At 73.6% G+C, this 26546-nt stretch carries 26 protein-coding genes; 6 read left to right on the top strand and 20 right to left on the bottom strand.

From position 1 onward, the window contains the following. Nucleotides 1–91 precede the first annotated feature (91 nt). Together ACIP64_RS33510 and ACIP64_RS33505 are read left to right on the top strand one after the other, a co-directional pair. Nucleotides 92–955, top strand: a complete 864-nt coding sequence (locus ACIP64_RS33510; RefSeq protein ID WP_401594272.1) for an NAD-dependent epimerase/dehydratase family protein — start codon at nt 92–94, stop codon at nt 953–955. 70 nt (nt 956–1025) lie between these two features. Then, nucleotides 1026–1715: a DUF5995 family protein gene (locus ACIP64_RS33505; RefSeq protein WP_401594269.1), complete on the top strand. Its 690-nt coding sequence runs from the start codon at nt 1026–1028 to the stop codon at nt 1713–1715. Nucleotides 1716–1726: 11 nt separating this feature from the next. Here ACIP64_RS33505 and ACIP64_RS33500 read toward each other — a convergent pair whose 3' ends face one another. The 6 genes from ACIP64_RS33500 to ACIP64_RS33475 form a co-directional block, all read right to left on the bottom strand. Then, on the bottom strand, nt 1727–3433 hold the full coding sequence (locus ACIP64_RS33500; protein WP_401594266.1) for a flavin monoamine oxidase family protein: 1707 nt from the start codon (nt 3431–3433) through the stop codon (nt 1727–1729). A gap of 60 nt (nt 3434–3493) precedes the next feature. Beyond that, nucleotides 3494–4294, bottom strand: coding sequence for a carbon-nitrogen hydrolase family protein (locus ACIP64_RS33495; RefSeq protein WP_401594264.1), 801 nt, complete (start codon nt 4292–4294; stop codon nt 3494–3496). Nucleotides 4295–4450: 156 nt separating this feature from the next. Next, nucleotides 4451–4906 carry an Lrp/AsnC family transcriptional regulator gene (locus ACIP64_RS33490; protein WP_401594261.1) on the bottom strand — a complete coding sequence of 152 codons (456 nt, stop codon included), beginning with the start codon at nt 4904–4906 and terminating at the stop codon, nt 4451–4453. Nucleotides 4907–5064: 158 nt separating this feature from the next. Beyond that, a complete protein-coding gene (locus ACIP64_RS33485) occupies nt 5065–6513 on the bottom strand; it encodes a GuaB1 family IMP dehydrogenase-related protein (protein WP_401594358.1) in 1449 nt (482 codons plus the stop codon). Between the two features lie 89 nt (nt 6514–6602). Further along, nucleotides 6603–8750 carry a SpoIIE family protein phosphatase gene (locus ACIP64_RS33480; protein ID WP_401594259.1) on the bottom strand — a complete coding sequence of 716 codons (2148 nt, stop codon included), beginning with the start codon at nt 8748–8750 and terminating at the stop codon, nt 6603–6605. A 47-nt stretch (nt 8751–8797) separates the two neighbouring features. After that, nucleotides 8798–10315 carry a GMC family oxidoreductase gene (locus tag ACIP64_RS33475; RefSeq protein ID WP_401594256.1) on the bottom strand — a complete coding sequence of 506 codons (1518 nt, stop codon included), beginning with the start codon at nt 10313–10315 and terminating at the stop codon, nt 8798–8800. A gap of 97 nt (nt 10316–10412) precedes the next feature. Here ACIP64_RS33475 and ACIP64_RS33470 point away from each other — a divergent pair, with 97 nt between their 5' ends. Next, nucleotides 10413–11153 carry a TetR/AcrR family transcriptional regulator gene (locus ACIP64_RS33470; protein ID WP_401594253.1) on the top strand — a complete coding sequence of 247 codons (741 nt, stop codon included), beginning with the start codon at nt 10413–10415 and terminating at the stop codon, nt 11151–11153. Between the two features lie 28 nt (nt 11154–11181). Here ACIP64_RS33470 and ACIP64_RS33465 read toward each other — a convergent pair whose 3' ends face one another. The 3 genes from ACIP64_RS33465 to ACIP64_RS33455 all read right to left on the bottom strand — a co-directional run bounded on the left by ACIP64_RS33465 (nt 11182) and on the right by ACIP64_RS33455 (nt 13260). Next, nucleotides 11182–12216 (bottom strand): sugar-binding domain-containing protein, encoded by a 1035-nt coding sequence (locus ACIP64_RS33465; protein ID WP_360914844.1) that lies wholly within the window; start codon nt 12214–12216, stop codon nt 11182–11184. A 66-nt stretch (nt 12217–12282) separates the two neighbouring features. Continuing rightward, nucleotides 12283–12948 carry a ribulose-phosphate 3-epimerase gene (gene rpe / locus ACIP64_RS33460; RefSeq protein WP_360914847.1) on the bottom strand — a complete coding sequence of 222 codons (666 nt, stop codon included), beginning with the start codon at nt 12946–12948 and terminating at the stop codon, nt 12283–12285. A 237-nt stretch (nt 12949–13185) separates the two neighbouring features. Next, the gene (locus ACIP64_RS33455; RefSeq protein ID WP_373297613.1) at nt 13186–13260 is read right to left on the bottom strand and encodes a 50S ribosomal protein bL37; all 75 of its coding nucleotides are present in this window, start codon (nt 13258–13260) and stop codon (nt 13186–13188) included. Nucleotides 13261–13479: 219 nt separating this feature from the next. Here ACIP64_RS33455 and ACIP64_RS33450 point away from each other — a divergent pair, with 219 nt between their 5' ends. Both ACIP64_RS33450 and ACIP64_RS33445 read left to right on the top strand, forming a co-directional pair. Beyond that, nucleotides 13480–13785 carry a hypothetical protein gene (locus ACIP64_RS33450; RefSeq protein WP_401594249.1) on the top strand — a complete coding sequence of 102 codons (306 nt, stop codon included), beginning with the start codon at nt 13480–13482 and terminating at the stop codon, nt 13783–13785. After that, nucleotides 13748–14002, top strand: a complete 255-nt coding sequence (locus ACIP64_RS33445; protein ID WP_401594246.1) for a hypothetical protein — start codon at nt 13748–13750, stop codon at nt 14000–14002. Before ACIP64_RS33450 ends, ACIP64_RS33445 begins: the two co-directional genes overlap by 38 nt. 98 nt (nt 14003–14100) lie before the next feature. On the opposite strand, the gene ACIP64_RS33440 is transcribed toward ACIP64_RS33445, so the two are convergent. The 3 genes from ACIP64_RS33440 to def form a co-directional block, all read right to left on the bottom strand. Next, entirely contained in the window at nt 14101–15486 is a 1386-nt protein-coding gene (locus tag ACIP64_RS33440; RefSeq protein WP_401594354.1) for an RsmB/NOP family class I SAM-dependent RNA methyltransferase, read from the bottom strand. A gap of 184 nt (nt 15487–15670) precedes the next feature. Further along, on the bottom strand, nt 15671–16603 hold the full coding sequence (fmt, locus tag ACIP64_RS33435; RefSeq protein WP_401594243.1) for a methionyl-tRNA formyltransferase: 933 nt from the start codon (nt 16601–16603) through the stop codon (nt 15671–15673). A gap of 32 nt (nt 16604–16635) precedes the next feature. Further along, complete coding sequence (gene def / locus ACIP64_RS33430) at nt 16636–17181, bottom strand: peptide deformylase (RefSeq protein ID WP_401594240.1); 546 nt, start codon at nt 17179–17181, stop codon at nt 16636–16638. A gap of 200 nt (nt 17182–17381) precedes the next feature. On the opposite strand from def, the gene ACIP64_RS33425 reads away from it, so the two are divergent. Then, nucleotides 17382–17906 carry a hypothetical protein gene (locus ACIP64_RS33425; protein WP_401594237.1) on the top strand — a complete coding sequence of 175 codons (525 nt, stop codon included), beginning with the start codon at nt 17382–17384 and terminating at the stop codon, nt 17904–17906. Between the two features lie 92 nt (nt 17907–17998). Here the strand turns inward: ACIP64_RS33425 and ACIP64_RS33420 are convergent, their stop codons facing one another. From ACIP64_RS33420 to ACIP64_RS33385, 8 genes are all read right to left on the bottom strand, one after another. Beyond that, nucleotides 17999–20143 (bottom strand): primosomal protein N', encoded by a 2145-nt coding sequence (locus ACIP64_RS33420; protein WP_401594234.1) that lies wholly within the window; start codon nt 20141–20143, stop codon nt 17999–18001. 133 nt (nt 20144–20276) lie between these two features. Then, nucleotides 20277–21485 (bottom strand): methionine adenosyltransferase, encoded by a 1209-nt coding sequence (gene metK / locus ACIP64_RS33415; protein ID WP_401594231.1) that lies wholly within the window; start codon nt 21483–21485, stop codon nt 20277–20279. Between the two features lie 223 nt (nt 21486–21708). Then, complete coding sequence (gene coaBC / locus ACIP64_RS33410) at nt 21709–22917, bottom strand: bifunctional phosphopantothenoylcysteine decarboxylase/phosphopantothenate--cysteine ligase CoaBC (RefSeq protein ID WP_401594228.1); 1209 nt, start codon at nt 22915–22917, stop codon at nt 21709–21711. Between the two features lie 102 nt (nt 22918–23019). Then, on the bottom strand, nt 23020–23292 hold the full coding sequence (rpoZ, locus tag ACIP64_RS33405) for a DNA-directed RNA polymerase subunit omega (protein WP_005319902.1): 273 nt from the start codon (nt 23290–23292) through the stop codon (nt 23020–23022). Nucleotides 23293–23421: 129 nt separating this feature from the next. After that, nucleotides 23422–23979, bottom strand: a complete 558-nt coding sequence (gene gmk / locus ACIP64_RS33400; RefSeq protein ID WP_401594225.1) for a guanylate kinase — start codon at nt 23977–23979, stop codon at nt 23422–23424. Nucleotides 23980–24017: 38 nt separating this feature from the next. Continuing rightward, nucleotides 24018–24341, bottom strand: coding sequence for an integration host factor (locus ACIP64_RS33395; RefSeq protein WP_018564176.1), 324 nt, complete (start codon nt 24339–24341; stop codon nt 24018–24020). 224 nt (nt 24342–24565) lie between these two features. After that, the gene (gene pyrF / locus ACIP64_RS33390; RefSeq protein ID WP_401594221.1) at nt 24566–25399 is read right to left on the bottom strand and encodes an orotidine-5'-phosphate decarboxylase; all 834 of its coding nucleotides are present in this window, start codon (nt 25397–25399) and stop codon (nt 24566–24568) included. Further along, the gene (locus tag ACIP64_RS33385; RefSeq protein ID WP_401594218.1) at nt 25399–26511 is read right to left on the bottom strand and encodes a quinone-dependent dihydroorotate dehydrogenase; all 1113 of its coding nucleotides are present in this window, start codon (nt 26509–26511) and stop codon (nt 25399–25401) included. The genes pyrF and ACIP64_RS33385 overlap by 1 nt, the downstream gene beginning before the upstream one ends. Nucleotides 26512–26546: the final 35 nt, after the last annotated feature.

Genomic DNA, 26546 nt, shown 5'->3' with positions numbered 1-26546 from the left:
TATCCAGGGCGTGCCGGTCCCGGGATCAGGAGGTCTCTCCCCTGCCGCACCGGACCGCTGGAGGCTGGGCCCGTCGCGAGAGGAGACATCGATGCTGACATTGGTGACGGGCGCCACGGGACGGGTGGGCAGCCGTCTGGTGCCGAGGCTGCTGCAGTGGCGGCGCCCGGGGGACGAGGTGCGGGTGCTGGTGCGGGACGCGGAGCGCGGCGCACCGTTCGCCCGGCGGGGAGCGCAGGTGGTGACGGGCGATCTGCGGGACGAGGAGGACGTGCGGAAGGCGCTCGCGGGGGCGGACGCCGTGCTGCATCTTGCCGCGGTGTTCCGCGGCGATGCGGGGGACGGGGCGTGGGCGGTCAACCGGGAGGCGACCTTGGCGCTGGCCCGGCTGGCGGCCGGGGCCGGGGCGGCACGCTTCGTGCAGGCAGGCACGAACCTGGTGTACGGACCGGGCCGGGGCCGGCCGTCGCTCGAGGACGACGAGCCGCTGCCGGGCGGCCCGTTGTGGGGCCCGTACCCGGAGTCGAAGGCGGAGGCCGAGCGGGGCCTGCTGGACCTGCACCGCACGGCGGGCCTGGACGTGCGCATCGGGCGCCTGGCGTTCGTGTACGGCGACGGCGACCCGCATCTGGCGGAGTCGCTGCGGTGGGCGGGCGGCTGGGCCGCGCACCAGCGGCTGCACATGGTGCACCACGCCGACGCGGCGCAGGGTTTCCTGCGGCTGCTGCGCACGCCGGGCATCGGCGGCCGGGTGTACAACATCGCCGACGACGCCCCGGTGACGGCGGTGGAGCTGCACTGGCTCGGTGGTGCGGAGGCACCGCCCGGCATGGCGGAGCGGGCGCTGCCCGACCCGTGGGCCGGGGTGGTGTCGACGGTGCGCGCCCGCGACGAACTGGGGTTCCGCCCGCAGTATCCGTCGGTGTGGACGGCGCGCGACGCGGGCGTGCTCTGACTCACCCGATCCGGGGACGCCGCGGCCGCCGCTCCCCGCGGGCCGCGCGACCTGCTGCGACGCTGGGCGCATGACGACGGCACGGCGGGCCGCGCCCGCGGGCGTGGATCAGGTGGTGGCGCGGATGCGGGCGCTGGGCGCGTCGCTGCCGCCGGGTGACGGCGTGGCGGTGTTCAACCGCGTCTATCTGTCGGTCACCGAGGAGCTGGTCCGGCGGCTGGCCGCGGGCGCGTTCGGCGACCCGCCGGCCGCCGCCGAGCTGGGCGGCCGCTTCGCCGACCGGTACCTGAGGGCGGTCGAGGGCGGCCTGGACGGGCGTGCGGTACCGGCCTGCTGGCGGCCGTTGCTCCTGCTGCGCGGGCACCCGGGCGTGCGCCCGGTGCAGTTCGCGCTCGCGGGCATCAACGCCCATGTGGGGCACGATCTCGCGCTGTCGGTGGTGGACACCTGCGTGGCGCTGGCGTGCGAGCCCGCATCGCTGGAGGCGGATTTCGACCGGGTCGGGGAGTTGCTGACGGCGGTCGAGGAGCGGGTGCGCGAGGAGCTGATGCCGGGCCCCGACCTGCTGGACCTGGCCGATCCGCTGACCCATCTGGCGGGTTCGTGGAGCCTGGAGCGCGCGCGGGACGCGGCGTGGGCCGCGTCCCGCGTGCTGTGGTCGCTGCGCGGACTGCCGGAGGTGTACGAGGAGTTCACCGAGAAGCTCGACGCGGGTGCCGGGCTGGTCGGCCGCTTCCTGCTGACCCCGCTGGGCCGCTGAGCGGTGGCGGCTCAGTCCTCGTCGAGCGCGACCGGCGCGATCTCGTCGTAGCGGTCGCCGGGGCCCGGGTTGGTCTCGTCGGTGGCACCGCCGAGCTGGTGCATGACGCCCCACACCGCGTTGAGCGCGGTCTGCACGGCGCCCTCGGCCCAGCCGGCCGTCCAGGAGATGTCGTCGCCGGCGAGGAAGATGCCGCGCTTGTCCTCGGGCAGGGTGTCCTGCATGAAGTGGGTGAACAGGCGCCGCTGGTACCGGTAGTGGCCGGGCAGGTTGGCCTTGAACGCGCCCATGAAGTAGGGCTCGTTCTCCCAGGAGACGGTCACCGGGTTGCCGATGACATGCCGGCGGATGTCGACCTTGGGGTAGATCTCGCGGAGCGACTTGAGCATGACCTCCATGCGCTCGGAGGCGCTCAGCGGCAGCCACTTGAGGCTGTCGTCGCACCAGGTGTACGACAGGCAGATCACGGCCGGCTGGTCGGGGCCGTTGTCGAGCAGGTAGGTGCCGCGGGTCATCCGGTCGGTGAGCGTCATGCTCATCACGTCCCGGCCGGTGTCCTCGTCCTTGTCGAGCCAGAACGGCCGGTCGACGGGGACGAAGAGCTTGCTGGACTCCATGTAGTGCGTGCGCTCGATCGCCGTCCAGTGGTCGATCGGGAAGAGCGAGTCGTCGCAGTCGATCTTGCTGAGCAGCATCCAGCTCTGCGCGGTGAAGATCGCCGCCTGGTAGGTGCGGATGGTGCCGTCGGCGTCGGTGACCGTGATGCGGTTGCCCGCGGTGCGGTGCAGGCGGGTGACGGCCGGGCGCGGGGCGCCGCCGTGCAGCGACTTCAGCGAGGTGCCGTACGGCCAGTGCACGATCTTCTCGGGCTCGCGCTCCCACAGCCGCACCGGGAGCTGCTGGCTGCCGCCGACGATGCCGCGGTGGTGGTCGTCGGCCTCGGTGTAGACGACGCGCAGGATCTCCAGGATGGAGTTGGGGAAGTCGGTGTCCCAGCCGCCCGTCCCGAAGCCGACCTGGCCGAAGATCTCGCGGTGGCGGAAGGACTTGAAGGCCTCGGAGTCGCAGAGGAAGCCGTAGAAGGTCTGGTTGTCGAGCTTCTCGACCAGCTTCGACCAGATCTCGCGGATGCGCGGGACGTCGCGCTCGCGCATGGCGCGGTTCATGTCGGTGAAGTCCGCGCCCTCCTCCAGGCAGGCGTTCCAGGCGTGCGCGACGTCGCGGTAGACCTGCGGCAGGTCGTCGATGGTCTTGGCGTAGTGGGACTCGCCCTTGAGGTCGACGACGGTCGACGGGGTCGCGGGCGCCAGCGGGTTGGGGAACGGCTGGGTCTCCAGGCCGACCAGGTCGATGTAGTGCTGGAGCGCCGTGGAGGACGGCGGGAAGCGCATCGCGCCCATCTCCGCGGTCAGGCTCTCGTCGCAGCCCTCGAAGCCGACGGTGCGCAGCCGGCCGCCGATCGTGTCGGCCTCGTAGACGACGGGCCTGAGGCCCATCTTCATCAGCTCGTACGCCGCCACGATGCCGGACAGGCCGCCGCCGATGACCGCGACCTCGGTGCCGTGGGCGGTCGCGGGTATGGAGCCGAGGCCGGCCGGGTCCGCCAGGAAGTCGTCGTACGCGAAGGGGAAGTCGGGGCCGAACATGGTGATGGGCGGGGCCGAGGGCACCTCGGGGTGCTGCTCGTCGTGGACCGCGGTGGGCACCGTGGACGTCATGGGGTGACTCTCCTGGCAGTGGAACGGGGTGGGGCCGTGATGAGGGGGTGGGGTGGGGGTTCAGCCCAGCGAGCGGTACAGCTCGGGGCGGCGGTCGGCGAGGTAGGGCGTCTCCTCGCGGGCGGCGCGCAGGACGGCGGGGTCGGCGTCGGCGACGACCAGTTCCTCCCCGGACCCGGCCCGGGCGCGGACCACGCCGTCGGGGCCGGCGAGACAGCTGAGCCCGGCGAAGTCGAACTTTCCCTCGAGGCCGCAGCGGTTGGTGTAGGCCACGTGCAGCTGGCTCTCCCAGGCGCGGGCCGGCACGAGGGTCTGCGCGACGAACTCGTACGGCCGCATGAGGGCGGTCGGCACGGTGAGCAGCTCGGTGCCGGCCAGGGCGTGGGCCCGCACGTTCTCCGGGAACTCGACGTCGTAGCAGATCAGGATGCCGATGCGGGTGCCGTCGAGCTCGGCCTGGACGACGGCCCGGTCGCCGGGGGTGAACCAGGCGCGCTCGCCGTCGCCGAAGAGATGCGTCTTGCGGTAGTTGGCCAGGCGCTCGCCGTCCGGGCCGATCAGCTGGGCGGCGTTGAAGACGTCGTCGCCGTCGCGCTCGGGGTAGCCGTAGACGATGCCGAGGCCGTGCTCGGTGGCGATGCGGGCGACGCGCCCGGCCGTGGGACCGTCGGCGGCCTCGGCAAGGGACGGGATCGCCCTGCCGACGGCATAGCCGGTCGTGAACATCTCGGAGGTGACGAGCAGCCGGGCCCCCGCGGCGGCGGCCCGGCGTGCGGCCGCGTCGAGCGCGGCCATGCTGTCGTCGACGGACGAGGGGACGCCGCTCGGGCCTTGGTACAGAGCGGTGCGCAGCGGCGCCATGGAGCCTCTTTCGCCTGGTGGGGTACCGGTTCGGGGTCTGACTCGACCGTACGATCACGCCCACCGCGGCGACAAGACGCGTCCATTGCGCATCGACCGCCGATTCGTTGCGCGATCGGCGCCCTCACCGGCGATTCGTTGCGTGCGGCCGGCGGCCTAGGCCGGCGAGCCCGCGGTGTAGCGCCGCAGCAGGGGCGAGAGCACCAGGACCGACTTGGTGCGCTCCACGAAGGGCTCGCCCGCGATCCGCTCCAGGACGCGTTCGAAGTGGCGCACGTCGGAGGCGTAGATCTGGACGACGGCGTCCGCCTCACCGGTGACGGTGGAGGCGGAGGCCACCTCCGGGTAGCGCGACAGGCCGCGCCGGATGTCCTCCGGCGAGGTGTTGTGGCGGCAGTAGAGCTCGACGAAGGCCTCGGTCTCCCAGCCCAGCGCCGCGGGCTCGACGCGGACGGTGAACCCGGTGATGGCGCCCTCGGCCCGCAGGCGGTCCACCCGGCGTTTGACGGCCGGGGCGGAGAGGCCGACCACGGTGCCGATGTCGGCGTACGAGCGGCGGGCGTCCTCGGCGAGGGCGTGGACGATGCGTTCGTCGAGTTCGTTCAGGCGCACGGGGGGTGGGTCACTTCTCTTCGCGGGCGAGCCGGCCACGGCGCGTGCCGTACCGGGGACAGCCTACGAGCCCGGCCGCCGTCCCCCGCCGCGGAGCGCCCGGGGCGGGGAGCGGCGTCCCCCGGACCGCTCCCCCCGCGCGCCGCCGGCGGACCCGGTCACTGCCAGCTGGCGTGCAGCGGCTTGCCCTCGGCGTAGCCGGCCGCGCTCTGGATGCCGACGACGGCCTTCTCGGCGAACTCGGCGAGGCTGGCGGCGCCCGCGTAGGTGCAGGAGCTGCGGACGCCCGCGATGATCGAGTCGATCAGGTCCTCGACACCCGGCCGAGCGGGGTCCAGGAACATCCGCGAGGTGGAGATGCCCTCCTCGAACAGGGCCTTGCGGGCCCTGTCGTACGCGGATTCCTCGCTGGTGCGGTTGGCCACGGCGCGGGCGGAGGCCATGCCGAAGCTCTCCTTGTAGACACGCCCGTCGGCGGTCTGCTGGAGGTCGCCGGGCGACTCGTACGTGCCCGCGAACCAGGAGCCGACCATGACGTTGGACGCACCGGCGGCCAGCGCCATCGCCACGTCGCGCGGGTGCCGCACCCCGCCGTCGGCCCAGACGTGCTTGCCGTGCTTCGCGGCCTCGGCGGCGCACTCCAGCACCGCCGAGAACTGCGGGCGCCCGACGCCGGTCATCATGCGCGTGGTGCACATGGCGCCGGGACCCACACCGACCTTGACGATGTCGGCGCCGGCCTCGATCAGGTCGCGCACGCCCTCGGCGGAGACCACGTTGCCGGCCACGACCGGCACCCGCGGGTCGAGTGCCCGGACGGCCCGTACGGCCTGGATCATCGACTCCTGGTGGCCGTGCGCGGTGTCCACGACGAGGGTGTCGACACCCGCGTCGAGCAGCAGCTTGGCCTTGCCCGCCACGTCGCCGTTGATGCCGACCGCCGCGGCGATGCGCAGTCTGCCCTGCGCGTCGGTGGCGGGGGTGTACAGGGTGGCGCGCAGGGCGCCCTTGCGGGTGATGATCCCGGCGAGCCTGCCGTCCGCACCGACGGCGGGGGCCAGCTTGCGGTTGGCCTCCTCCAGCCGGTTGAAGGCCTCGCGCGGGTCGATGTCCGCGGGGAGCAGCAGGAGGTCCTTGGACATGACCACGGACACCTGGGTGAAGCGGTCGACGCCGGTCAGGTCGTGCTCGGTGACGACGCCGACCGGGCGGCCGTCCTCCACGACGACGGCGGCACCGTGCGCGCGCTTGGGCAGCAGGGCCAGCGCGTCGGCGACGGTGGCGTGCCGTCCGAGGGAGATGGCCGTGTCCAGCACGAGGTGGCGCTGCTTGACCCAGCCGATCACCTCGGTGACCACGTCGATCGGGATGTCCTGCGGGATGACGACGAGGCCTCCCCGGCGGGCGACGGTCTCGGCCATCCGCCGGCCGGCGATGGCGGTCATGTTGGCGACCACCAGGGGGATGGTGGTGCCGGTGCCGTCCGGGGCGGAGAGGTCGACACCCTGGCGGGATCCCACCGCGGAACGGCTGGGGACCATGAACACGTCGTCGTACGTCAGGTCGTACGGAGGCTTTGCATCATTGAGGAAACGCACGTACTTGATTTTTGCACGACGGGGGCGGCCTCGGCCACGGACGAAAGTCCGGTGCTCAGGAGGGCCCTTTGGAGTTTCCTCCAAGAACTCCCCCGGGCTCAGCGTGTTCCGTCGTGCCATTCCCCACTCGCCGGGGGCGGGAGTTCCTGCTCCGCCCACACGAGCTTGCCCTCGGGCGTCAGCCGGATCCCCCAGCGCCGCCCCAGCCGGGCCACGAGACAGAGCCCGCGGCCGCCCTCGTCGGTGACGCCGGCACGGCGGGTGCGCGGGAGGTTGTTGTCGCGGTCGGCGACCTCCACGACCAGGACCTGGTGGCGGATCAGGCGCAGCCGGACCGGCCCGGGCGTGTGGACCACCGCGTTGGTGACCAACTCGCTGACGATCATCTGCGTGGTCTCCGCCATGCCCTCCAGGCCCCATGCGGCCAGTTGCCGCGAGGCCAGTGAGCGGGCCGCGCCGACCGCGGCCGGATCCGAGGGCAGCTCCCAGCAGGCCAGGTCCTCCGGGCTGAGCGCGCGGGTACGGGCCAGCAGGAGCGTGACGTCGTCGCGGGGCGCCGTGCCCGCCCGGAGGGTGCCCATCACCTCGGCGCACAGGTCGTCCAGCGGGAGGCCGGGGCGGGCGAGCGCCGCGGCCATCCGGTCCATCCCCACGTCGATGTCCTGGCGGCGGTCCTCGACGAGCCCGTCGGTGTACAGCGCGATCACGCTGCCCTCGGGCAGTTCCAGCTCGGCGGCCTCGTACGGCAGCACCCCGAGCCCGAGCGGTGTGCCGTCGGGCAGGTCGGGGAAGTCCACGTGCCCGTCGGGCAGGAGGACGGCGGGCGGCGGATGGCCGGCCCGCGCCATGACGCAGTGCCGGGTGGCGGGGTCGTAGACCGCGTAGAGGCAGGTGGCGAGGGCGCAGGTCTCGTCCGCGTGGCCGCCGGTCTCCTCGTCGGCGAGCCGGCCCACGACCTCGTCGAGGTGGGCGAGCAGTTCGTCGGGGGCCAGGTCCATGTCGGCGAGCGTGTGCACCGCGGTCCTGAGCCGGCCCATGGTGGCGGCGGCGTTGATGCCGTGGCCGGCCACGTCGCCGACGACCAGGGCGACCCGCGCGCCGGGCAGCGGGATCACGTCGTACCAGTCGCCGCCGACGCCGTCCTCGATGTCGGCGGGGAGGTAGCGCGAGACCGCGTCCACGGCCGCGCCGCCGGACACCGCGCGCGGCAGCAGGCTGCGCTGCAGGGCGAGGGCGGTGGCGCGCTCGCGTGCGTACCGCCTGGCGTTGTCGAGGCTGAGCGCCGCGCGGGCGACGATCTGCTCGGCGAGCAGCATGTCCTCCTCCTCGAAGGGGGCGGGATTGACGGTGCGCACGAAGGCGGCGACACCCAGCACGATGCCGCGGGCCTGCACCGGCACCACCATCACCGAGTGCATGCCGTGCTCGCGGATCGCCCGGGCCGGCACGGGGTGCCCCGCGGGCCAGCCGTCCGGGCGGTAGCCGAGGACCGGTTCGAAGAAGGGGCGCCGCGAGGCCAGCACCTCGGTGAACGGCGAGGTCTCCGGGACGGTCACCACCTCGCCGGGGCGCCGGCGTGCCTCCGGCGCACCCGCGCGGACCGAGGCGAGTCCGGCCCGGCGGAGGACGGGTCCCCCGCCGCCCCCGGCGAACGTCCGGTACGGGGGCTCCTCGCCGAGATGGACCGCCTCCACCAGGTCGACGGCCGCGTAGTCGGCGAGGAACGGCACCGTGAAGTCGGCCAGTTCCTGCCCGGTGCGCATGGTGTCGAGTGTGGTGCCGACGCGGGTGCCGGCCTCGCTGAGCAGAGCCAGGCGCTCACCGGACGAGCGCCGGCCGCCGGCCTCCAGGACCAGGGAGCACACGCCGCGCACCGATCCGTCCGGGTCGTCGAGCCGGAAGAAGGAGACGGAGTACGCGGGCGCGAGGCCGGCACGCCCGGAGGCGGCGTGCCGGTACTCGCGGCTGAGTGCCGGGGTTCCGGTGCGCAGCACTTTCGCCATCACGGCCTCCAGGGCGCAGCTGTCGCCCCGCAGGGCCTCGGACGGCCGGCGCCCCAGCCGGCGGTCACCGGGGATGCCGTCCTGGTGTTCCAGGGTCGCGTTGGCCCAGGTGCACCGCAGATCGGTGCCCCACAGGGCCAGACCCACGGGTGAGCGGGTGAGGAGTGCTTCCAGAGCCGGCCCGCTGCCGGCCGCCGCGGATTGCACGATGCCCTCCGGACTGGTGAGTAGGGATGTGGTCACGGCTGCCTCCTTCAGGGGCGCGCCCACACCGGCCGTGCCTGCAGCCGTCAGGCCGTGAGCAGTTCGGCCGCGCGTTCGGCGATGGCGCAGACGGTCGCGTTGGTGTTGGCCGACGGGATGGACGGGATGACGGAGGCGTCGGCCACCCGCAGCCCTTCGATGCCGCGCAACCGCAGGTCGTCGCGGACGACCGCCCCGGGTCCCTCCCCCATCCGGCAGGTGCCGACGGGGTGCGCGTACGAGGCGGCGGTCCGCCGGACGTACTCCCGCAGCCCCCGGTCGTCCTCGACGGCCGGGCCGGGCAGCACCTCCGTCCCGTGCCATGCGGACATGGCGGGGGACCGGCCGATCTCGCGGGCGAGCCGCAGGCCCCGGATCAGGGTGACCAGGTCGCGGTCGTCGGCGAAGTAGCCCGGGTCCAGCAGCGGGGGGTCCGCGGGATCGGCGCTCGCCAGGCGTACGGTGCCGCGGCTGCGCGGGCGCATCGCCGAGACGCCGATCGTCCAGCCCTGGCCGGGCGACATTCCGTCGAGCAGGTTGCCCGGCGCGTCGACGAAGACCAACTGGAGGTCGGGGCCGTCCAGTCCGGGCCCGGAGCGCACCAGGCCCTGGGCCTCGCCGTGGTTGTTCACGCCGGCGGGTACCGGCCGGCCGGCGCTGTAGACGATGTTGGCGATCGGGTGGTCGTGCAGGTTGGCGCCGACGCCGGGGAGGTCCGCGACGACGTCGATGCCGCGGTCGCCCAGGTGTGCCCGGGGACCGATCCCGGAGAGCATGAGCAGCTGCGGCGAGCCGATGGCACCGGCGGTGAGGACCACCTCCGTGCGGGCCCTGGCCGTGCGCGTCCCGGCCTCCGTGCGGTACTCGACCCCGGTGCAGCGGCCGTTCTCCAGCAGCAGGCGGCCGACCCGCGCGCAGGTCACGACGGTGAGGTTGGGCCGGCCGGCGGCGGGGACGAGGTAGGCGTCGGCCGCGCTCTGCCGCCTGCCGTCGACGATGTTGAGGTCGGACCAGCCGAACCCCTCCTCCAGGCCGCCGCCGGGGTCGGCGGCGCGGGGGTGGCCGGCCTGCTCCGCCGCCCTCAGCAGGGAGCCGACGACGGGGTGCGGCGGGTTGGCGGGCCCGACGGTGAGGGGTCCGCCGATGCCGCGCAGCGCGGGGTCGCGCCCGGCGGTGTTCTCGCTGCGCATGAAGTACGGCAGCAGGTCGTCGAAGCCCCAGCCCTGGGCGCCGAGGGCCGCCCAGTCGTCGTAGCTGGACCGGTGTCCGCGGGCGAAGACCATGGCGTTGATCGCGGAGCCGCCGCCCAGGAAACGCGCGCGGGGCAGGAGGACCGATGTGCCGGTGGCCGTCTGGGGGACGGTGGTCTCGCCCCAGTTCGCCGGACTCTCCATCAGGGACGGCCAGGCCGGCGGCGAGGTCATGGCCGCCGTGGGGCGGTCCGCTCCCGCCTCCAGCAGCAGTACGCGGACACGGTCGTCCTGGGACAGGCGGGCGGCGATCACGCTGCCCGCGGTGCCGCCGCCGACCACGACGAAGTCGTGGGGCTCGGTTGTCGATCGCATGACGGATGCCACCTCTCCTTCCATTTCCACTGTTATCGGATAAAAGGTAACACCGATACGTTATCGACGATAAGTCCGATTCGTTATCATTGGCACCATGAGCGAAGCGGCAGCACAGGCATCGACGCCCGGCACACGGGAACGGCTCCTGCGGGCCGCCGCGGAACTGCTGACCGAGGGAGGCCGGGAGGCGGTGTCCACCCGCGCCGTGAGCGCGGCGGCCGGGGTCCAGGCGCCCACCCTCTACCGGGTGTTCGGGGACAAGGAGGGCCTGCTCGACGCGGTCGCCGAGTACGGCTTCCAGGGCTACCTGGCGGACAAGCAGGCGCTCTCGTGGACCGACGACCCCGTCGCCGACCTGCGGCGCTCCTGGGACCTGCACGTGGAGTTCGGGCTGTCGATGCCCGCGTACTACCGGCTGATCTACGGCGACGCGCGCGCCGCGGAGGGCTCCGCCGCCCGGGCGGTGGACATGCTGCGCGAGCTGATCGCCCGGGTCGCGTCCGCGGGACGGCTGCGCATGAGCGTGGAGCGGGCCACCCGCTTCATGCACGCCAACGGGGTCGGGGTTGTCCTCACCCTGCTGGCCGCTTCGCCGCAGGAGCGGGAGCAGGGGCTGTCCGAACTCGCCCGCGAGAGCGTGATGCGCACGATCACGACCGACGGCGGCGAGGAGAACGTCGTCGCGGGGCCCGCGACCGTGGCGGGTCGGGCCGGCGCACTGCGCGAGGCCCTGCGCGATCCGGGCACCGCGGCGCTGACGGCCGGCGAACGCACCCTGCTGACCGAATGGCTCGACCGTCTGGCCGACGCACCCGAGCGCAGTCCGGGGGCGTGAACCAGGGAGCTAGGACAGGCTCACAGGCTCACGGGCCCGCGGGGTCGGCGCGGTCCAGCGCGGGGCGGGGCATGGGCTCGGTGGACTCCAGCAGATAGTCCGCCGCCGACGTGTCGGTGACGATGCTGGTGACCAGGCCGGAGCGCAGGACCGCGTCCACGGCGACGGCCTTGCGCCGCCCGCCCGCGATCGCCAGCACCTCCGGGATGCGGCGCAGCCGGTCCGCCTCGATGGTGATGCAGCGCTCGCCCAGGTCGCGCCCGACGAGGCGGCCCTCGGTGTCGAAGAGGTGCGAGGACATCTCGGCGGCCACGCCCAGCGACGCGTAGTGCTCGCGCTCGGCGTCGGTGAGCGCGTCGTGCACCGTGGAGATGCCGGCCGCCCACGAACCGATGGAGACGACGGCGACGGTGACCTTGTCGAAGTAGCTCATGGCGGCCGCGATGCCGCTCTGGGCCCGCAGCGCGGCGGCGGTGGCCGGGTCGGCCAGCACCATCGGGGCGTACATGGGGTGGGCCTCGCCCCCGGAGACGGCCGCGGCGGTGCGCACCGCCTCGACCGACCCGCGGTCGGCGGTGCCCGCGTCGTACACGCCGGTCAGCTGGACGACCGTGCAGGGCGGGAGCCGGTCGAGGGCGTTGGCCATGGTGATGATGGAGCGGCCCCAGGCCAGGCCCAGCACGTCGCCCTCGCTGACCAGTTCGCCGAGCAGCTGCGCGGCGACCGCGCCCAGGTTCTCCGGGTCGGGGCCGTCCGACTCGTCGGCGGGGGATTCGACGACGACCGCGTGCCGCAGGCCGTAGCGGGCGCGCAGGGCGTCGGAGCGTTCGGCGTCGAGTTCGGCGGGGACCCGGATCTCGATGCGCACCAGATCGCGTTCGAGGGCGGTCTCCAGGACCCGTGCCACCTTGAAGCGGCTCACGCCGAACTCCTCGGCGATCTGGATCTTGGACTTCCCCTCCAAGTAGAAACGGCGTGCCATCGCCGCCGCCTGGACCATCTCGCCGGGGCCCATGCGCACCCCTGTGCGGCCTGTGGTCACGTTCTCTCCCCAGTTGCCCATCTGATCGGCTCCGCGCTCATCCTCGCACGTACTAACGGGTACCGGAGCACGCCGCCCAAGGAGTGGTCAGTGCGCGCAGGCGGCCGCGGCCTGCTTGCGCAGCGCGCGTACGGCCTCGGCGGGATCCTCCGCTCCGTAGACCGCGGAACCGGCGACGAAGACGTCGGCGCCGGCCTCCGCGCAGCGCTCGATCGTGGACGCGGACACGCCGCCGTCCACCTGGAGCCACAGCTCCAGGCCGTGCCTCTCGATCAGCTGCCGGGCCCGGCGGATCTTGGGGAGCATGATGTCGAGGAAGGCCTGGCCGCCGAAGCCCGGCTCCACCGTCATGATCAGCAGCATGTCGAGCTCGGGCAGCAGGTCCTCGTAGGGCTCGACCGGGGTGGCGGGCTTGAGCGCCATCGACGCCCGGGCGCCCATGGCGCGGATCTCGCGGGCCAGACGCACGGGAGCGGCTGCGGCCTCGACATGGAAGGTGACGGAGCCGGCGCCCGCCTCGACGTACGCCGGGGCCCAGCGGTCCGGGTCCTCGATCATCAGGTGGCAGTCGAGCGGGGTCTCCGTCGCCTTGCGCAGCGACTCGACGACCGGCACACCGAGCGTGAGGTTGGGGACGAAGTGATTGTCCATCACGTCGACGTGGAGCCAGTCGGCTCCCTCCACCGCACGGGCTTCTTCGGCGAGCCGGGCGAAGTCGGCGGAGAGGATGCTGGGGTTGATCTGCACGGCCATGCTCCCAGTATGGCGGTGCGGGCGCCCCGGCCGCGCACTCGGGCGCCGCGCCTGTGGAAAACCCGGCGCCCCGCCGGCACCGTGCGCGGGCGCCGTCGCGCGGGTGCCGCTCCGTCAGATCACGCCGCCCCGGAACGCGGTGGCCCCGGAACGTCCGTGACCGCCCGCGCGGCGGCGCGGGCGGTCACGGACGGGACAGGACGTCCCCGGTGGGCCGGGCGGCGGTGCGCCCGGGCCTCACGCGTTGGGACGCTTGCCGTGGTTGGCGCCCTTCTTCTTGCGGGCGCGCCTCTTGTTTCCTCGCTTGGACATGGTGCCCAACTCTCTCATCAAGGACATTTCGACCAGCCTCAGTCTAGAAGCGGCACACCCGGCAGGCACGTTCTTCGAGTGCGTGCCGACCATGCGTATCGCCCCCGCCGCAGCGGGTGGCAGAATCCGCCGGGCGCGCACGACGGCATGCGCGGGCGACATGGGTGCGCTCCGCGGGCCGCGCCGCGGAGGCAGGGCGAGACCGGAGGATGCAGGTCCTTGAGGGACGAGCTGGTGCGGCTCCTCGAGCCGCCGGCCGACACGTGGGCGGCGCTGCTGAGCCCGGACGAGATCGTGCGGGGCTACGGGACCCGGTTGCCCGCCGACTACCTGTGGCTGATGGAGACGTACGGGCCGGGCGAGATCGCGCGCTACCTCCAGATCGTGCCGCCGGTCCCCGCCGACGAGGTCGGAAAGCTCTCCGGGGTCCTTCCGAGCGGGGCCTACCAGGAAGAAGGCGTGGAGGGCCTCTATCCGGAAATACCTGGTGCCCGGCGGCCTTTTCCTGTGGGGCGGCACCCCTGACGGCGACGCCACGTTCTGGGCCACCTCCGGCGAACCGGACGAGTGGCCGGTCGTCGTCCGCCGCAGGCACCCCGGTCCCGACGAACCGGCGTGGACCCGCTACGAGTGCGGCATCGTGGAGTTCCTGGTGCGTACGTTCCAGGGGCGGCTCCAGCGCAACCCCTTCAGCGGCACCGACCTGTGGCGGAACGAGTCCGCGAACTTCGTTCGCGACTGAGCCGGCCGCCCTCGGCGTGCCGACACCCGGACGTGGTGCAACCGCCGAGCACGGCTGCACCCGCCCCGGGGCCGTGAGGAACCCGCGGTTCGGCGCGCTCAGCCAGTGCGTCGCAGGAGCGCGAGGTACATCGCGTCCGTGCCGTGCAGGTGCGGCCAGAGCTGGACGTCGGGGCCCTCCCCGAGGTCCGCCACACCGGCCATCAGCGGCCGGGCGTCGACCCACTCGACGGGGACGGCCCCGGGGGCGGCCAGCACGTCCTCGACGACGGCCCGGGTTTCCGCCGGATGGGGCGAGCAGGTGGCGTAGCCGACGACGCCGCCGACCCGCACCGCGCGCAGCGCTGATTCCAGCAGCCCGCGCTGCAACGGCGCGAAGCCCGCGAGGTCCTCGGCGCGGCGCCGCCAGCGGGCCTCCGGCCTGCGCCGCAGGGCCCCCAGACCCGTGCAGGGCACATCGACCAGGACGCGGTCGAAGGCGCCCGGCCGCCACGCCGGACGGGTGCCGTCGGCGACGATCACCCCGTACGGCCCCGGGTTCCCCGCCAGCGTGCGGGCCACGAGACGGGCACGGTGCGGCTGCTTCTCCGAGGCGACCAGCGCCGCCCCGCGCTGCGCCGCGAGCGCGGCCAGCAGCGCCGCCTTGCCGCCGGGACCCGCGCAGCCGTCCAGCCACAACCGGTCCGGGCCGTCCCCGAGCGGCGCCGCGGCCAGGGCCGCGGCCACGAGCTGGCTGCCCTCGTCCTGCACGCCGGCCCGGCCCTCGCGCACCGCCTCGACGGCCGCCGGGTCGCCGCCCTCGGCGAGGCGGACGGCGTACGGCGACCAGCGGCCCGGCGCGGTGGCGTCCGCGGGCAGCGCGTCGGCCAGCTCCTGCGGTGTGACGCGGCCCGGCCGGGCGACCAGCGTGACCTCCGGGCGCTCGTTGTCCGCCGCGAGCAGTTCCTCCATGCCGGCGCGACCGCCGCCGAGGGCGTCCCACAGGGCGGAGACGATCCACCGAGGGTGGGAGTGGACGACGGCGAGGTGGTCCTCCGGGTCCTCGTCGTAGGGCGGGGCGACCTCGTCCAGCCACGCGTCCAGGTCCTGCGCGGCGATGCGGCGCAGGACGGCGTTGACGAACTTCGACCGCCCGTCGCCCAGCACGACCCGGGCCAGCTCCACGGTCGCGGAGACGGCGGCGTGCGTCGGGATGCGCGTGCCCAGCAGCTGGTGGGCGCCGAGCGAGAGCACGTCCAGCACCGGCGGGTCCACCTCGCGCAGCGGGCGGTCCACGCAGGCCGCGATCACCGCGTCGTAGGTGCCCCGGCGGCGCAGCGTTCCGTAGACCAGCTCGGTGGCCAGCGCGGCGTCCCGCCGGTCGAACTCCCTGCCCTTGCGCACCGCCTCGGCCTCGGCCTCGCGCAGCAGCGAGGGGAGGACGAGGTTGGCGTACGCGTCGCGCTCGTCGACGGCCCGAAGTGCCTCGAAGGCCAGGATGCGCACGGGGTCGCGCTGCGGCTTGCGGTAGGGCCGGCCGCCTTGCGGCGGCGCGCCCTGCGAGCGGCCCTGCCGGGCGGCGGGCTGGGATCGGCGGCGTGACGGTTCGCTCACGTGAAAGGTGCTCCGGGAAGGTCGGTGGTACGGCGGGGCGTCGTGCCCCGGTTCCGAGCGTACGTGGGACGCGCGGTCACGCGCCCAGCCGCTCCCCGGAGGGAACGCGGACGCCGCGCGCCCAGTCGGCGGCGGCCATCGGCTTCTTGCCCTGCGGGCGCACCTCGCCCAGTTCCACGGCGTGGCTGCCGGTGCCGACGAGCACGGCCCGCTTGGTGACCTCCAGCTCGCCGGGGGCGAGGCCGGTGTGCTCAGGCAGCAGGGTCACGGGGCCGATCTTCATCCGCTCGCCGCCGAAGAGGGTCCAGGCCCCCGGGGCCGGGGTGCAGCCGCGGACCAAGCGGTCCACGCGCAGCGCGGGCGCCTTCCAGTCGATCAGGGCGTCCTCGACGGTGATCTTGGGGGCCGTCGTGATGCCCTCGGCGGGCTGCGGGCGGGCGACCAGCGAACCGTCCTCGATGCCGTCCATGGTGGCCGCCAGCAGCTTCGCCCCGCTGTGGGCGAGCCGGGTGAGCAGGTCGCCGCTGGTGTCCCGGGACCGCACGTCCTCGGTGACGACGCCGTAGACCGGGCCGGAGTCCAGGCCCTCCTCGATGAGGAACGTGGAGGCGCCGGTGACCTCGTCGCCGGCCATCACCGCGTGCTGGACGGGCGCCGCCCCGCGCCAGGCGGGCAGCAGGGAGAAGTGCAGGTTGACCCACCCGCGGGCCGGTACGTCCAGGGCCACGCGGGGCAGCAGGGCGCCGTAGGCGACGACCGGGCAGCAGTCGGGCGCGATCTCGCGCAGCCGCGCCAGGAAGTTCTCGTCACGGGGACGCGCGGGCTTGAGCACCTCGATCCCGGCCTCCTCGGCGCGCTGGGCGACCGGGCTGGCGACGAGCTTGCGCCCGCGGCCCGCGACGGCGTCGGGCCGTGTGACGACGGCGGCGACCTCGTGGCGGCCGGAGGCGATCAGTGCGTCGAGTGCGGGAACGGCGACCTCGGGGGTGCCGGCGAAGACGAGCCTCATGCGGGTGCGGTGCCTTTCTGCGGAACGCGGCGCTACAGAGCGCGGCCGAAGGTGCTGTGCGGCGAGACGCGGACCTCGGGCGCGGGCTGCCCGGTCCACTCCGCCTCCCGTATCGCCTTCATGGCGGCCTTGCGCTGCTCGGGATCGAGCCGGTCGATGAAGATGATCCCGTCGAGGTGGTCGGTCTCGTGCTGGATGCAGCGCGCGAGCAGCTCGGTGCCCTCGATGGTGACGGGGTCGCCGTACATGGTGAAGCCGCTGGCCACGACGCCGTGCGCGCGCTTGGTGTCGAAGCGCAGTCCGGGCAGCGAGAGGCAGCCCTCGGGGCCGTCCTGCTCGTCGTCGCTCAGGCTCAGGTCGGGGTTGACCAGATGGCCGACCACCCCGTCGACGTGGTACGTGAACACCCGCAGCGACACACCGATCTGAGGGGCCGCCAGGCCCGCGCCGGGAGCGTCGCGCATCGTCTCCTCGAGATCCTTGACGAGGGTGCGCAGCTCTTTGTCGAACACGGTCACGGGCTGCGCCTTGATGCGCAGCACGGGGTCGCCGAAGAGGCGGATCGGCTGGACGGACACGCGGCGGGCTCCATGGGTGGACGGCGGTGGTCGGCGGGTGGGCAACCGCACCAGTCTATGGGCCGACAGGGTGGGGGCGCGCACGGCTTCTCGCGCCCCCCGGCGAACGGGATGCGCCCCTGCTGCGTGACTCCGCGGGCGGCTGGCGCGTTGATGTCAAAGGAGATTGACCGACACGAGCCGGCTCGAGAGGCCAGTTGATGCCCGAACACGCAACTCACGACGCCCAGGCCAGGGCGAGCCTTCACCTGCTGGTGCGGGACATCGAGCGGGTCCGCCGACAGGTCGACGCGCTGCGCACCCTCACCACCCAGTTGGGCAATGTCTACCGCCCCCGGCGCAGCGGCCCGTCCGCCGGATTCGTCGTCTACGGCCGGGCGCCCGCACCCACCGTACGGCTCGCCCAGGAACTGCGGGACAGCGTCGAGACCCTGGTGACCGCGGCGGTGGAGTTCGACCGCTCCCTGGGCTTCTCCTGGGACGCCGTCGGCTCCGCGCTGGGCGTGACCAAGCAGGCCGTCCACCGCCGCTACGGCACCCGTCGTGCCGCCGCCGCGGCATCGGCGGAGCCGCACGGCGAGCCCGACTCCCCCGCGTCGGCCGTCGCGTCGGTCCCGGCGCCGACCATCCCCGCGCCGACCGTCCCCGCGGCCCGCGCCATGCCCTCCGCCGCGCCCCGCGACGACAGCATCCCCGGCGCGGTCCCCGCTCCCCGCACCGGCTGACTTCCCGCTCCCCCCTCATACGCTTTCCCGCCCCGCCGCCCACCGCGCCTCACCAGGCCGGACGCCGGGGCGGAAGCGTGTCCGGGCGCGACTCAGCCGATGTCGGGCGGGTCGATGCGCACCCGCACCGGGTCGGCCTCCTTGCGGGCGATCCGCGCGGTCTGCGCGGCCTTGAGCGCGGCGGCGAGCGCCGCGCCGTTCCCAGGACGCACACGCAGCAGCACACGGTCCCACCGCTCACCGGGCGGGGTGTCGCCGCTGCGGCGCGGACGCGCCGGGTCGACGACGGGCAGCGGCACGGGCCCCAGGATGTCGGTGCCCTCCGGGAGGCGGACGGTGTCCAGCAGGTCCGCGACGGCAGCGGGGCGCCCGCTCACCGAAGCCATCCGGGAGACCGGGGGAAAGCCCAGTTCGGCGCGTTCCGCCAGCTCCCGCACGGCATGACCGACCGGGTCCCACCGCACCAGGGCCTGCACCGGACGGAGCGTCGGCTCCGCCATGACCACGACGGTGCCGCCCTCCCCGGCCGGGCGCACCAGGGCGGCGGCGTGGGCCCAGCGGCGCAGGGTCTCCTCCCCCGCTCGCAGATCGGGCCGGTTGAGCAGGGCCCAGCCGTCGAGCAGCAGCGCGGCCGCGTACCCGCCGTCGGCGACCGGCTCGGCGCCGGGCGTCGAGATCACCAGCGAGGGCGTCTCCGGCACCGAGGCGAGCACCCCGTCACGGCCGGAGGTCCGCACGGGCACCTTGGCGAAGGCGCGGCCGAGTTCGTCGGCGGTGCGGCGGACGCCCACCACCTGGGCGCGCAGCCGGAAGCCGCCGCACTCCGTGCAGTGCCAGGCGGCCTCGGGCCGTCCGCACCAGCCGCAGTGCGGCGCGCTGTCGCCGTCGCCGAGCTGGAGCGGCCCGGCGCACTGCGCGCAGCGCGCGGGTTCCCGGCAGCGCTCGCAGGCCAGCCGCGGCACATAGCCGCGCCGCGGCACCTGCACGAGCACCGGTCCGCGCTGGAGGGCCTCCCGGGTGACCTGCCACGCCACGCTCGGCAGGCGCGCGGCGCGCGCCGCGGCGTCCCGCGCCTCGTCGCCCTCGCCGACGGTGCGCACCAGCGGCGCCGTGGCCCGCACCCGTTCGCGCGGCGCCGTGATGGGCAACGCCCACTGGCTGTCGACGAGTTGGGCGCCCTCGACGGTGCAGGTGAGACCGCCGAGAAGGAATCCGGCACCTTCCTCGGCGGCGCGCAGCAGCAGGACGTCGCGGGCGTGCGGCTGCGGGGCGTGCGGTTCCGCGTGGCTGGAGTCGCCGTCGTCCCACAGCACGGTCAGCCCGAGGCCGGCCACGGGCGCGAACATGGCGGCCCGGGTGCCCACGACGGCACGGACACTGCCCCGGCTCACGGCGAGCCAGCGGCGGTACCGCTCCTCGGGCCCGGCGTCCGCGGTGAGCAGCACATGGTGTCCGCCACCGAGGAGCGCGGTCAGCGCGGTGTCGACGCGGGCGGCGGCACGGCCGTCGGGGACGACCGCGAGCGCTCCGCGCCCCGAGGCCAGGGCCGCCGCCATGGCGCGGGCGATCTCCTCGGGCCAGGTCGGTCCGGGCAGTGCGGTCCACACTGCCCGCGGGGTGTCGCCGCGGGACAGGGCCTGCAGGAAGGCGGGGCCGGTGGCGTACCGCCGCCACGGTCCGGGGTCCACCGGCGCGGGGGCGGGCAGCGGGTCGCGGGCCGGTTCGGCCTCGGCCTTCGCCCGCCGCGGCGGCACCGCGAGCTGGACGACGTCGGCGAGCGCCCCGGCATAGCGGTCGGCGACCGCGCGGCACAGCCGCAGCAGCTCCGGGGTCAGCACCTCCTCCGGGGAGAGCACCTGGGCGAGCGGCGCGAGCGGTCCCCGGTAGTCGCTCTCGGCCAGCCGGTCGACGATGAAGCCGTCGTGCAGTTCCCCGCCCTCGCGGCGGCCCTTCACCACGCGCGCGCCGAAGCGCACGCGGACCCGCACGCCGGGACGCGCCTCGGCGTCCATCTGGGCGGGCACGGCGTAGTCGAAGTACTGGTCGAGGTGGAGCAGCCCCTTGTCGACCAGGACCCGGGCCACCGGCAGCCCGTCGGCCAGTGCGGCCCCCCGCCAGGTCCGCGGCTTGGCCCGGGGCTCCTTGGCCTTGCGCACCGTCTCCCGGATGAGCGCGAGCTGCTCTCCCCCCTGCGGCCCGTCCGCCGGGGGTGTGCCGTGCTGGTCCTCGCTGCTCACAGCCTCAGTGTTACCAGAAGGCTCGGACAGCGCGGTGCCGCCCGCTGCCCGCTGCCCGGGGCGGGGACGAGAACGGGGACGGCCCCGGACCGTTCGGTCCGGGGCCGTCCCCGATGCCCTGTGCGGTGCGGCCTTACAGGCCGACCGTCTCGCGCAGCGCGTCGACGCGGTCGGTGCGCTCCCAGGTGAAATCCGGGAGGGCACGGCCGAAGTGCCCGTACGCAGCGGTCTGGGAGTAGATCGGGCGCAGCAGGTCGAGGTCGCGGATGATCGCCGCGGGACGCAGGTCGAAGACCTGGCCGATGGCCTGCTCGATGCGCTCGGGGTCCACGGTGTGGGTGCCGAAGGTCTCGACGAAGAGGCCGACGGGCTCCGCCTTGCCGATCGCGTACGCGACCTGGACCTCGCAGCGCGAGGCGAGGCCCGCGGCGACGACGTTCTTGGCGACCCAGCGCATCGCGTAGGCGGCGCTGCGGTCGACCTTGGACGGGTCCTTGCCGGAGAACGCGCCACCGCCGTGGCGGGCCATGCCGCCGTACGTGTCGATGATGATCTTGCGACCGGTGAGGCCGGCGTCACCCATCGGGCCGCCGATCTCGAAACGCCCGGTCGGGTTGACCAGCAGGCGGTAGCCCTCGGTGTCGATCTTGATGCCGTCGTCCAGGAGAGCCCGCAGCTCCGGCTCCACGACGAACTCGCGGATGTCGGGCGCGAGCAGCGAGTCCAGGTCGATGTCGCTGGCGTGCTGCGAGGAGACGACGACGGTGTCCAGGCGGACGGCCTTGTCGCCGTTGTACTCGATGGTGACCTGCGTCTTGCCGTCGGGGCGCAGGTACGGGATGGTCCCGTTCTTGCGGACCTCGGTCAGGCGCCGGGAGAGCCGGTGGGCGAGCGTGATCGGGAGCGGCATCAGCTCGGGGGTCTCGTCGCAGGCGTAGCCGAACATCAGGCCCTGGTCGCCCGCGCCCTGCTTGTCGAGCTCGTCCTCATCGCCTTCGACCCGGTTCTCGTACGCCGTGTCGACACCCTGCGCGATGTCCGGGGACTGCGCGCCGATGGACACCGAGACACCGCAGGAGGCGCCGTCGAAGCCCTTCTTCGAGGAGTCGTAACCGATGTCGAGGATCTTGTTGCGCACCAGGGTCGCGATGTCCGCGTAGCCCTTGGTGGTGACCTCGCCCGCGACGTGCACCAGACCGGTGGTGATCAACGTCTCGACGGCGACGCGGGAGGTGGGGTCCTCCTTGAGCAGTGCGTCGAGGATCGTGTCGCTGATCTGGTCGGCGATCTTGTCGGGGTGGCCCTCGGTCACGGACTCGGAGGTGAACAGGCGGCGGGACACATCGCTCCCTGGGGTTGCAGCGGCTGCTGGCTGATCATGGGTGGCTCGCGCGGGGCTGCGCCCGGCTGGCCAGGGGTCAGTTTATCGTTCGTACCACGAAGACGGACACGGCATCTCGAAGGTTGGGAAGGCCGTGACCTGCAACACTGTCCATCACCCCGGCCCCGAACGCCAGTAGCTCGCTCGCACGACACGCAATGTCGTACCGCCGCCGGGGCGATGATCAGGCAAGACGCCGGGCGACCAGGTCCCAGACCTGCTCGGCCAGGGCCTCCTTGGGACCGTGCGGCACCTGGGTCTCACTGCCGTCGGCGCCGAGGATCACAGCCTCGTTCTCCTCGGTCCCGAAGGCTTTGGAGTCGCCGACCTCGTTGACGACGAGCAGATCGCACCCCTTGCGGGCGAGCTTGGCACGGCCGTTGACCAGGACGTCATCGGTCTCGGCGGCGAAGCCCACGACGACCTGCGCGGCGTTGGGCCGTTCGGCGGAGAGCTCGGCGAGGACGTCGGGGTTGCGCACCAGCGCGACCGGCGCGGGCTCCTCGCCGTCCTTCTTCTTGATCTTGCCCTCGGCGTAGTGGGCCGGACGGAAGTCGGCGACGGCCGCCGCCATGACCACCGCGTCGGCGTCGGCGGCGGCCTTCAGGACCGCCTTGCGCAGTTGCACGGCGGTGCCGACCCGGACCACGTCGACGCCCGCCGGGTCGGCGAGCGCGGTGTTCGCGGCGATCAGGGTGACCCTGGCCCCGCGCGCGACGGCGGTGCGGGCCAGGGCGTAGCCCTGCTTGCCGGAGGAGCGGTTGCCCAGGTAGCGGACGGGGTCCAGCGGCTCACGGGTGCCGCCGGCGCTGACCACGACGTGGCGTCCGGCCAAGTCGGCCGCCAGGGCGCGCGGGCCGCGCAGCAGCACCCGGCGGCAGGCCTCGAAGATCTCGGCGGGGTCGGGCAGCCGGCCCTTGCCGGTGTCGACGCCGGTGAGCCGGCCGACGGCGGGTTCGATCACGATCGCGCCGCGGCGGCGGAGCGTGGCCACGTTCTCCTGGGTGGCCGCGTGCTCCCACATCTCGGTGTGCATGGCGGGCGCGAACACCACCGGGCAGCGTGCGGTCAGCAGGGTGTTGGTCAGCAGGTCGTCGGCGAGCCCGTGGGCCGCCTTGGCCAGCACGTCGGCGGTGGCGGGGGCGACCACGACCAGGTCGGCGCCCTGCCCGATGCGCACGTGCGGCACCTCGTGGACGGACTCCCAGACCTCCGTCGAGACGGGGTTGCCCGACAGCGCGGACCAGGTCGCCTCACCGACGAAGTGCAGCGCCGAGGCGGTGGGCACGACCCGCACCTCGTGGCCGGACTCGGTGAACCGGCGCAGCAGCTCGCACGCCTTGTACGCGGCGATCCCGCCGCTCACGCCCAGGACGACCTGTGGCTTCCCCATCGTCTCTCCCGCGCTGTGTGGACCCGTGTGCGTACCCGCCCATGACACACCACGGGCCCGGCGGCTCGGCCGCCGGGCCCCCTGGTGCGTGCGTGGGTCGTACTACTGCGCCGGGCCCTCGATGGCCTCGGAGGTCAGCAGACCCGCGTTGATCTCGCGCAGCGCGATCGACAGCGGCTTCTCGTGCACGTGGGTGTCCACGAGGGGGCCGACGTACTCGAGCAGGCCTTCGCCGAGCTGCGAGTAGTACGCGTTGATCTGACGGGCGCGCTTGGCCGCGTAGATCACGAGGCTGTACTTCGAGTCGGTGGCCTCGAGCAGCTCGTCGATCGGCGGGTTGATGATGCCCTCGGGCGCGGTGATGGAAGAGGACACGCTCTACCTTCCGATTGGATGGACTGGATGAACCTTGATCAACATGGACGACCTGCTGCGCCCCGGGCGGTCCCGCGGGCCGGACTCGCTGGTCGGCTCCCGGTGGGGCCCGGAAAAGGCCGCAAAAGATCAGTCTACGGTCATCAAGACTAGCAGCTCACGCGCGACGTCCTCGACGGAGGTGTTGACCAGGGTGGTGTCGAACTCCGTCTCGGCCGCCAGCTCGACGCGGGCGGCCTCCAGGCGGCGCTCGATGACGTCCGGCGGCTCGGTGCCGCGGCCGGTGAGCCGGCGGACCAGCTCGTCCCAGCTCGGCGGTGCGAGGAAGATCAGCTGGGCGTCGGGCATCGACTCCCGGACCTGGCGTGCGCCCTGGAGGTCGATCTCCAGCAGGACCGGCTCGCCGGCGTCCAGTCGCTCCAGGACGGCCTGGCGCGGGGTGCCGTAGCGGTTGCCGGCGAATTCGGCCCACTCGAGCAGTTCGCCGTTGGCGACGAGCTTGTCGAACTCGTCACTGTCGACGAAGAAGTAGTGCACCCCGTGCTCCTCCCCGGGCCGCGGCCTGCGGGTGGTGGCCGAGACCGAGAGCCAGACCTCGGGGTGGACTGTGCGCATATGAGCGACGACCGTGCTCTTGCCGACCCCCGAGGGGCCGGAGAGCACGGTCAGCCGCGGACGTTCACTCATGGAGCGATTATCCCGGTTCCCGGGGGGTGCTGGGAACGTCAGGCAGCGGGGCTGCCGAACTCGCGCTCCAGGGAAGCGATCTGGTTGGAGCCGAGCCCACGGACCCGGCGGCTCTCGGAGATGCCGAGCCGCTCCATGATCTGCTTGGCACGGACCTTGCCCACGCCGGGCAGGGACTCCAGGAGGGCGGAGACCTTCATCTTGCCGATGACGTCGTTCTCCTGGCCCTGCTTGATGACCTCGTGCAGCGAGGCGCCGGAGTGCTTGAGCCGATTCTTGACCTCGGCGCGCTCCCGGCGAGCCGCGGCGGCCTTCTCGAGCGCGGCAGCGCGCTGTTCAGGGGTAAGGGGCGGAAGAGCCACGCCTACGTCACCTCGGAAGTAGAACTGTCGGATACGGATCGGTGTGGAACCTAGCTGCCCCCCACCTGCAGGGGCAACGTGAAACGCGCACCTTGCGCGCTCTCGTCGGAGACTAGCGGCCCGAACGCTCACAGTCAGCGCAAACAAGAAGAAAAGTCCTGGTCAGCGTCAATCGACCAGGACTTTCCGGACAAAACTGAGCAGGTTTCCGGACGTCTTGACTCCTACTTGACGGCTTCGGCGAGTTCCGCGGCCTGCTGGAGGGCCGCTTCACGCAGCGCGGAGACCGACGGACCGTGCCGCAGAACGCCCCGGCTCACGCTGGGTACGACATTGCGCACCGCGTCGCCGAAGACCCTCGGCAGGTCCTGGGCCGTGGCCCCCTGGGCGCCGATTCCGGGGGCGAGGAGCGGACCGTTCACGGCCAGTCCGACGCCGGCCCGGTCCAGGGTCGCGCCGACGACCGCGCCGACGGAGCCCAGGGGCGCGGCGCCCGCGTTCTCGGCGGCGATGTGGTCCAGCATCACCTGTGCGAGCGACCTGCCGTCCGGCGCGGTTGACCGCTGGACCTCCGCGCCCTCCGGGTTCGAGGTCAGCGCGAGGACGAAGACCCCGCTGCCGCTCGCGCGCGCCGCGTCCAGGGCCGGGCGCAGGGAGCCGAAGCCCAGGTAGGGGCTGACGGTGACGGCGTCGGAGAAGAGCGGTGACGCCGGGTCGAGGTAGGTGGCGGCGTACGCGTCCATCGTGGAGCCGATGTCGCCGCGCTTGGCGTCCGTCAACACGAGCGCGCCCGCCTCACGGGCGTCGGCGACCGCGCGCTCCAGGACGGCGGTCCCGCGCGAGCCGAAGCGCTCGAAGAAGGCGCTCTGCGGCTTCAGCACCGCCACGCGGTCGGCCAGGGCCTCCACCACAGTGCGGGTGAAGCGCTCCAGGCCGGCGACGTCGTCGTCCAGGCCCCAGGCGGTGAGCAGGGAGGAGTGCGGGTCGATCCCGACGCAGAGCGGGCCGCGGGTGTCCATGGCGCGGCGCAGGCGTGCGCCGAAGGGCTCGGGGGTCATCACGGGGCGGCTGCCTTCCGGGTGTCGGCGCCGACGGCGTCGGCGAGGGTCGCGTACGGGCTGTTCCCGAGGCGGGTCGCCAGGCCGCGGTGGATCGTCCGGCACCAGAAGGGGCCCTGGTAGACGAAGGCGCTGTAGCCCTGGACCAGCGTCGCCCCGGCGAGGATGCGCTGCCAGACGTCGTCCGCGGTCTCCACGCCGCCGACGCCGACCAGGGTGATCCGGTCGCCGACCCGGGCGTACAGGCGGCGCAGCACCTCCAGGGAGCGGGCCTTCAGCGGGGCGCCGGACAGCCCGCCGGTCTCCGCGGCCAGGGAGGGATCGGCGCGCAGGCCGAGCCCGTCGCGGGCGATGGTGGTGTTGGTGGCGATGATGCCGTCCAGGCCGAGTTCGAGGGCGAGGTCGGCGACGGCGTCCACGTCCGCGTCGGCGAGGTCGGGCGCGATCTTGACGAGCAGCGGGACCCGGCGGCCGGGCACGGTGCGGTCGGCGGCCTCGCGCACGGCGGTGAGCAGCGGCCGCAGGTGGTCGACGGCCTGCAGGTTCCGCAGTCCGGGGGTATTGGGCGACGAGACGTTGACGACCAGGTAGTCGGCGTAGCGGGCCAGTCGCTCCGTCGAGGCCACGTAGTCCGCGACGGCCTCGTCCTCGGGGACGACCTTGGTCTTGCCGATGTTGACGCCGACGGTCGTCGGGAAGACCGCCGTGCGGGCTTCCAGGCGTTCGGCCACCGCGGCGGATCCCTCGTTGTTGAAGCCCATGCGGTTGATCAGCGCCCGGTCCTCGACCAGGCGGAACAGCCGCTGCCGCGGGTTGCCGGGCTGCGGCTGGGCGGTGACGGTGCCGATCTCGACGTGGTCGAAGCCCAGCATGGTCAGCCCGTCGATGCCGACCGCGTTCTTGTCGAACCCGGCGGCGAGCCCGAAGGGGCCGTGCATGCGGCGGCCCAGGGCCTCGATCCGCAGCGCGGGGTCGCGGGGCGCGAGCAGCGCGGCGACGAAGGTGCGCAGGACGGGGATCCGGGCGGCGAGCCGGATCCAGCCGAAGGCGAGGTGGTGCGCCCGCTCGGGGTCGAGGCGCTTGAAGATCAGGCGGAACAGGAGCGCGTACATGTGAGGCCTTCTGCGGTGGTGCGGCCGGCGGGGGG

Source organism: Streptomyces sp. NPDC088733 (genome assembly GCF_044751185.1).
GTDB lineage: Bacteria > Actinomycetota > Actinomycetes > Streptomycetales > Streptomycetaceae > Actinacidiphila.
Note: the sequence above shows the minus strand (reverse complement) of the source record. Positions and strands in the feature narration are given on the sequence as shown.

Coding starts and splice junctions, on each gene's coding strand:
- ACIP64_RS33510 (WP_401594272.1), top strand. CDS start 92: ATGCTGACATTGGTGACGGGCGCCACGGGACGGGTGGGCAGCCGTCTG.
- ACIP64_RS33505 (WP_401594269.1), top strand. CDS start 1,026: ATGACGACGGCACGGCGGGCCGCGCCCGCGGGCGTGGATCAGGTGGTG.
- ACIP64_RS33500 (WP_401594266.1), bottom strand. CDS start 3,433: ATGACGTCCACGGTGCCCACCGCGGTCCACGACGAGCAGCACCCCGAG.
- ACIP64_RS33495 (WP_401594264.1), bottom strand. CDS start 4,294: ATGGCGCCGCTGCGCACCGCTCTGTACCAAGGCCCGAGCGGCGTCCCC.
- ACIP64_RS33475 (WP_401594256.1), bottom strand. CDS start 10,315: ATGCGATCGACAACCGAGCCCCACGACTTCGTCGTGGTCGGCGGCGGC.
- ACIP64_RS33470 (WP_401594253.1), top strand. CDS start 10,413: ATGAGCGAAGCGGCAGCACAGGCATCGACGCCCGGCACACGGGAACGG.
- ACIP64_RS33465 (WP_360914844.1), bottom strand. CDS start 12,216: ATGGGCAACTGGGGAGAGAACGTGACCACAGGCCGCACAGGGGTGCGC.
- rpe (WP_360914847.1), bottom strand. CDS start 12,948: ATGGCCGTGCAGATCAACCCCAGCATCCTCTCCGCCGACTTCGCCCGG.
- fmt (WP_401594243.1), bottom strand. CDS start 16,603: ATGAGGCTCGTCTTCGCCGGCACCCCCGAGGTCGCCGTTCCCGCACTC.
- ACIP64_RS33425 (WP_401594237.1), top strand. CDS start 17,382: ATGCCCGAACACGCAACTCACGACGCCCAGGCCAGGGCGAGCCTTCAC.
- coaBC (WP_401594228.1), bottom strand. CDS start 22,917: ATGGGGAAGCCACAGGTCGTCCTGGGCGTGAGCGGCGGGATCGCCGCG.
- gmk (WP_401594225.1), bottom strand. CDS start 23,979: ATGAGTGAACGTCCGCGGCTGACCGTGCTCTCCGGCCCCTCGGGGGTC.
- pyrF (WP_401594221.1), bottom strand. CDS start 25,399: ATGACCCCCGAGCCCTTCGGCGCACGCCTGCGCCGCGCCATGGACACC.
- ACIP64_RS33385 (WP_401594218.1), bottom strand. CDS start 26,511: ATGTACGCGCTCCTGTTCCGCCTGATCTTCAAGCGCCTCGACCCCGAG.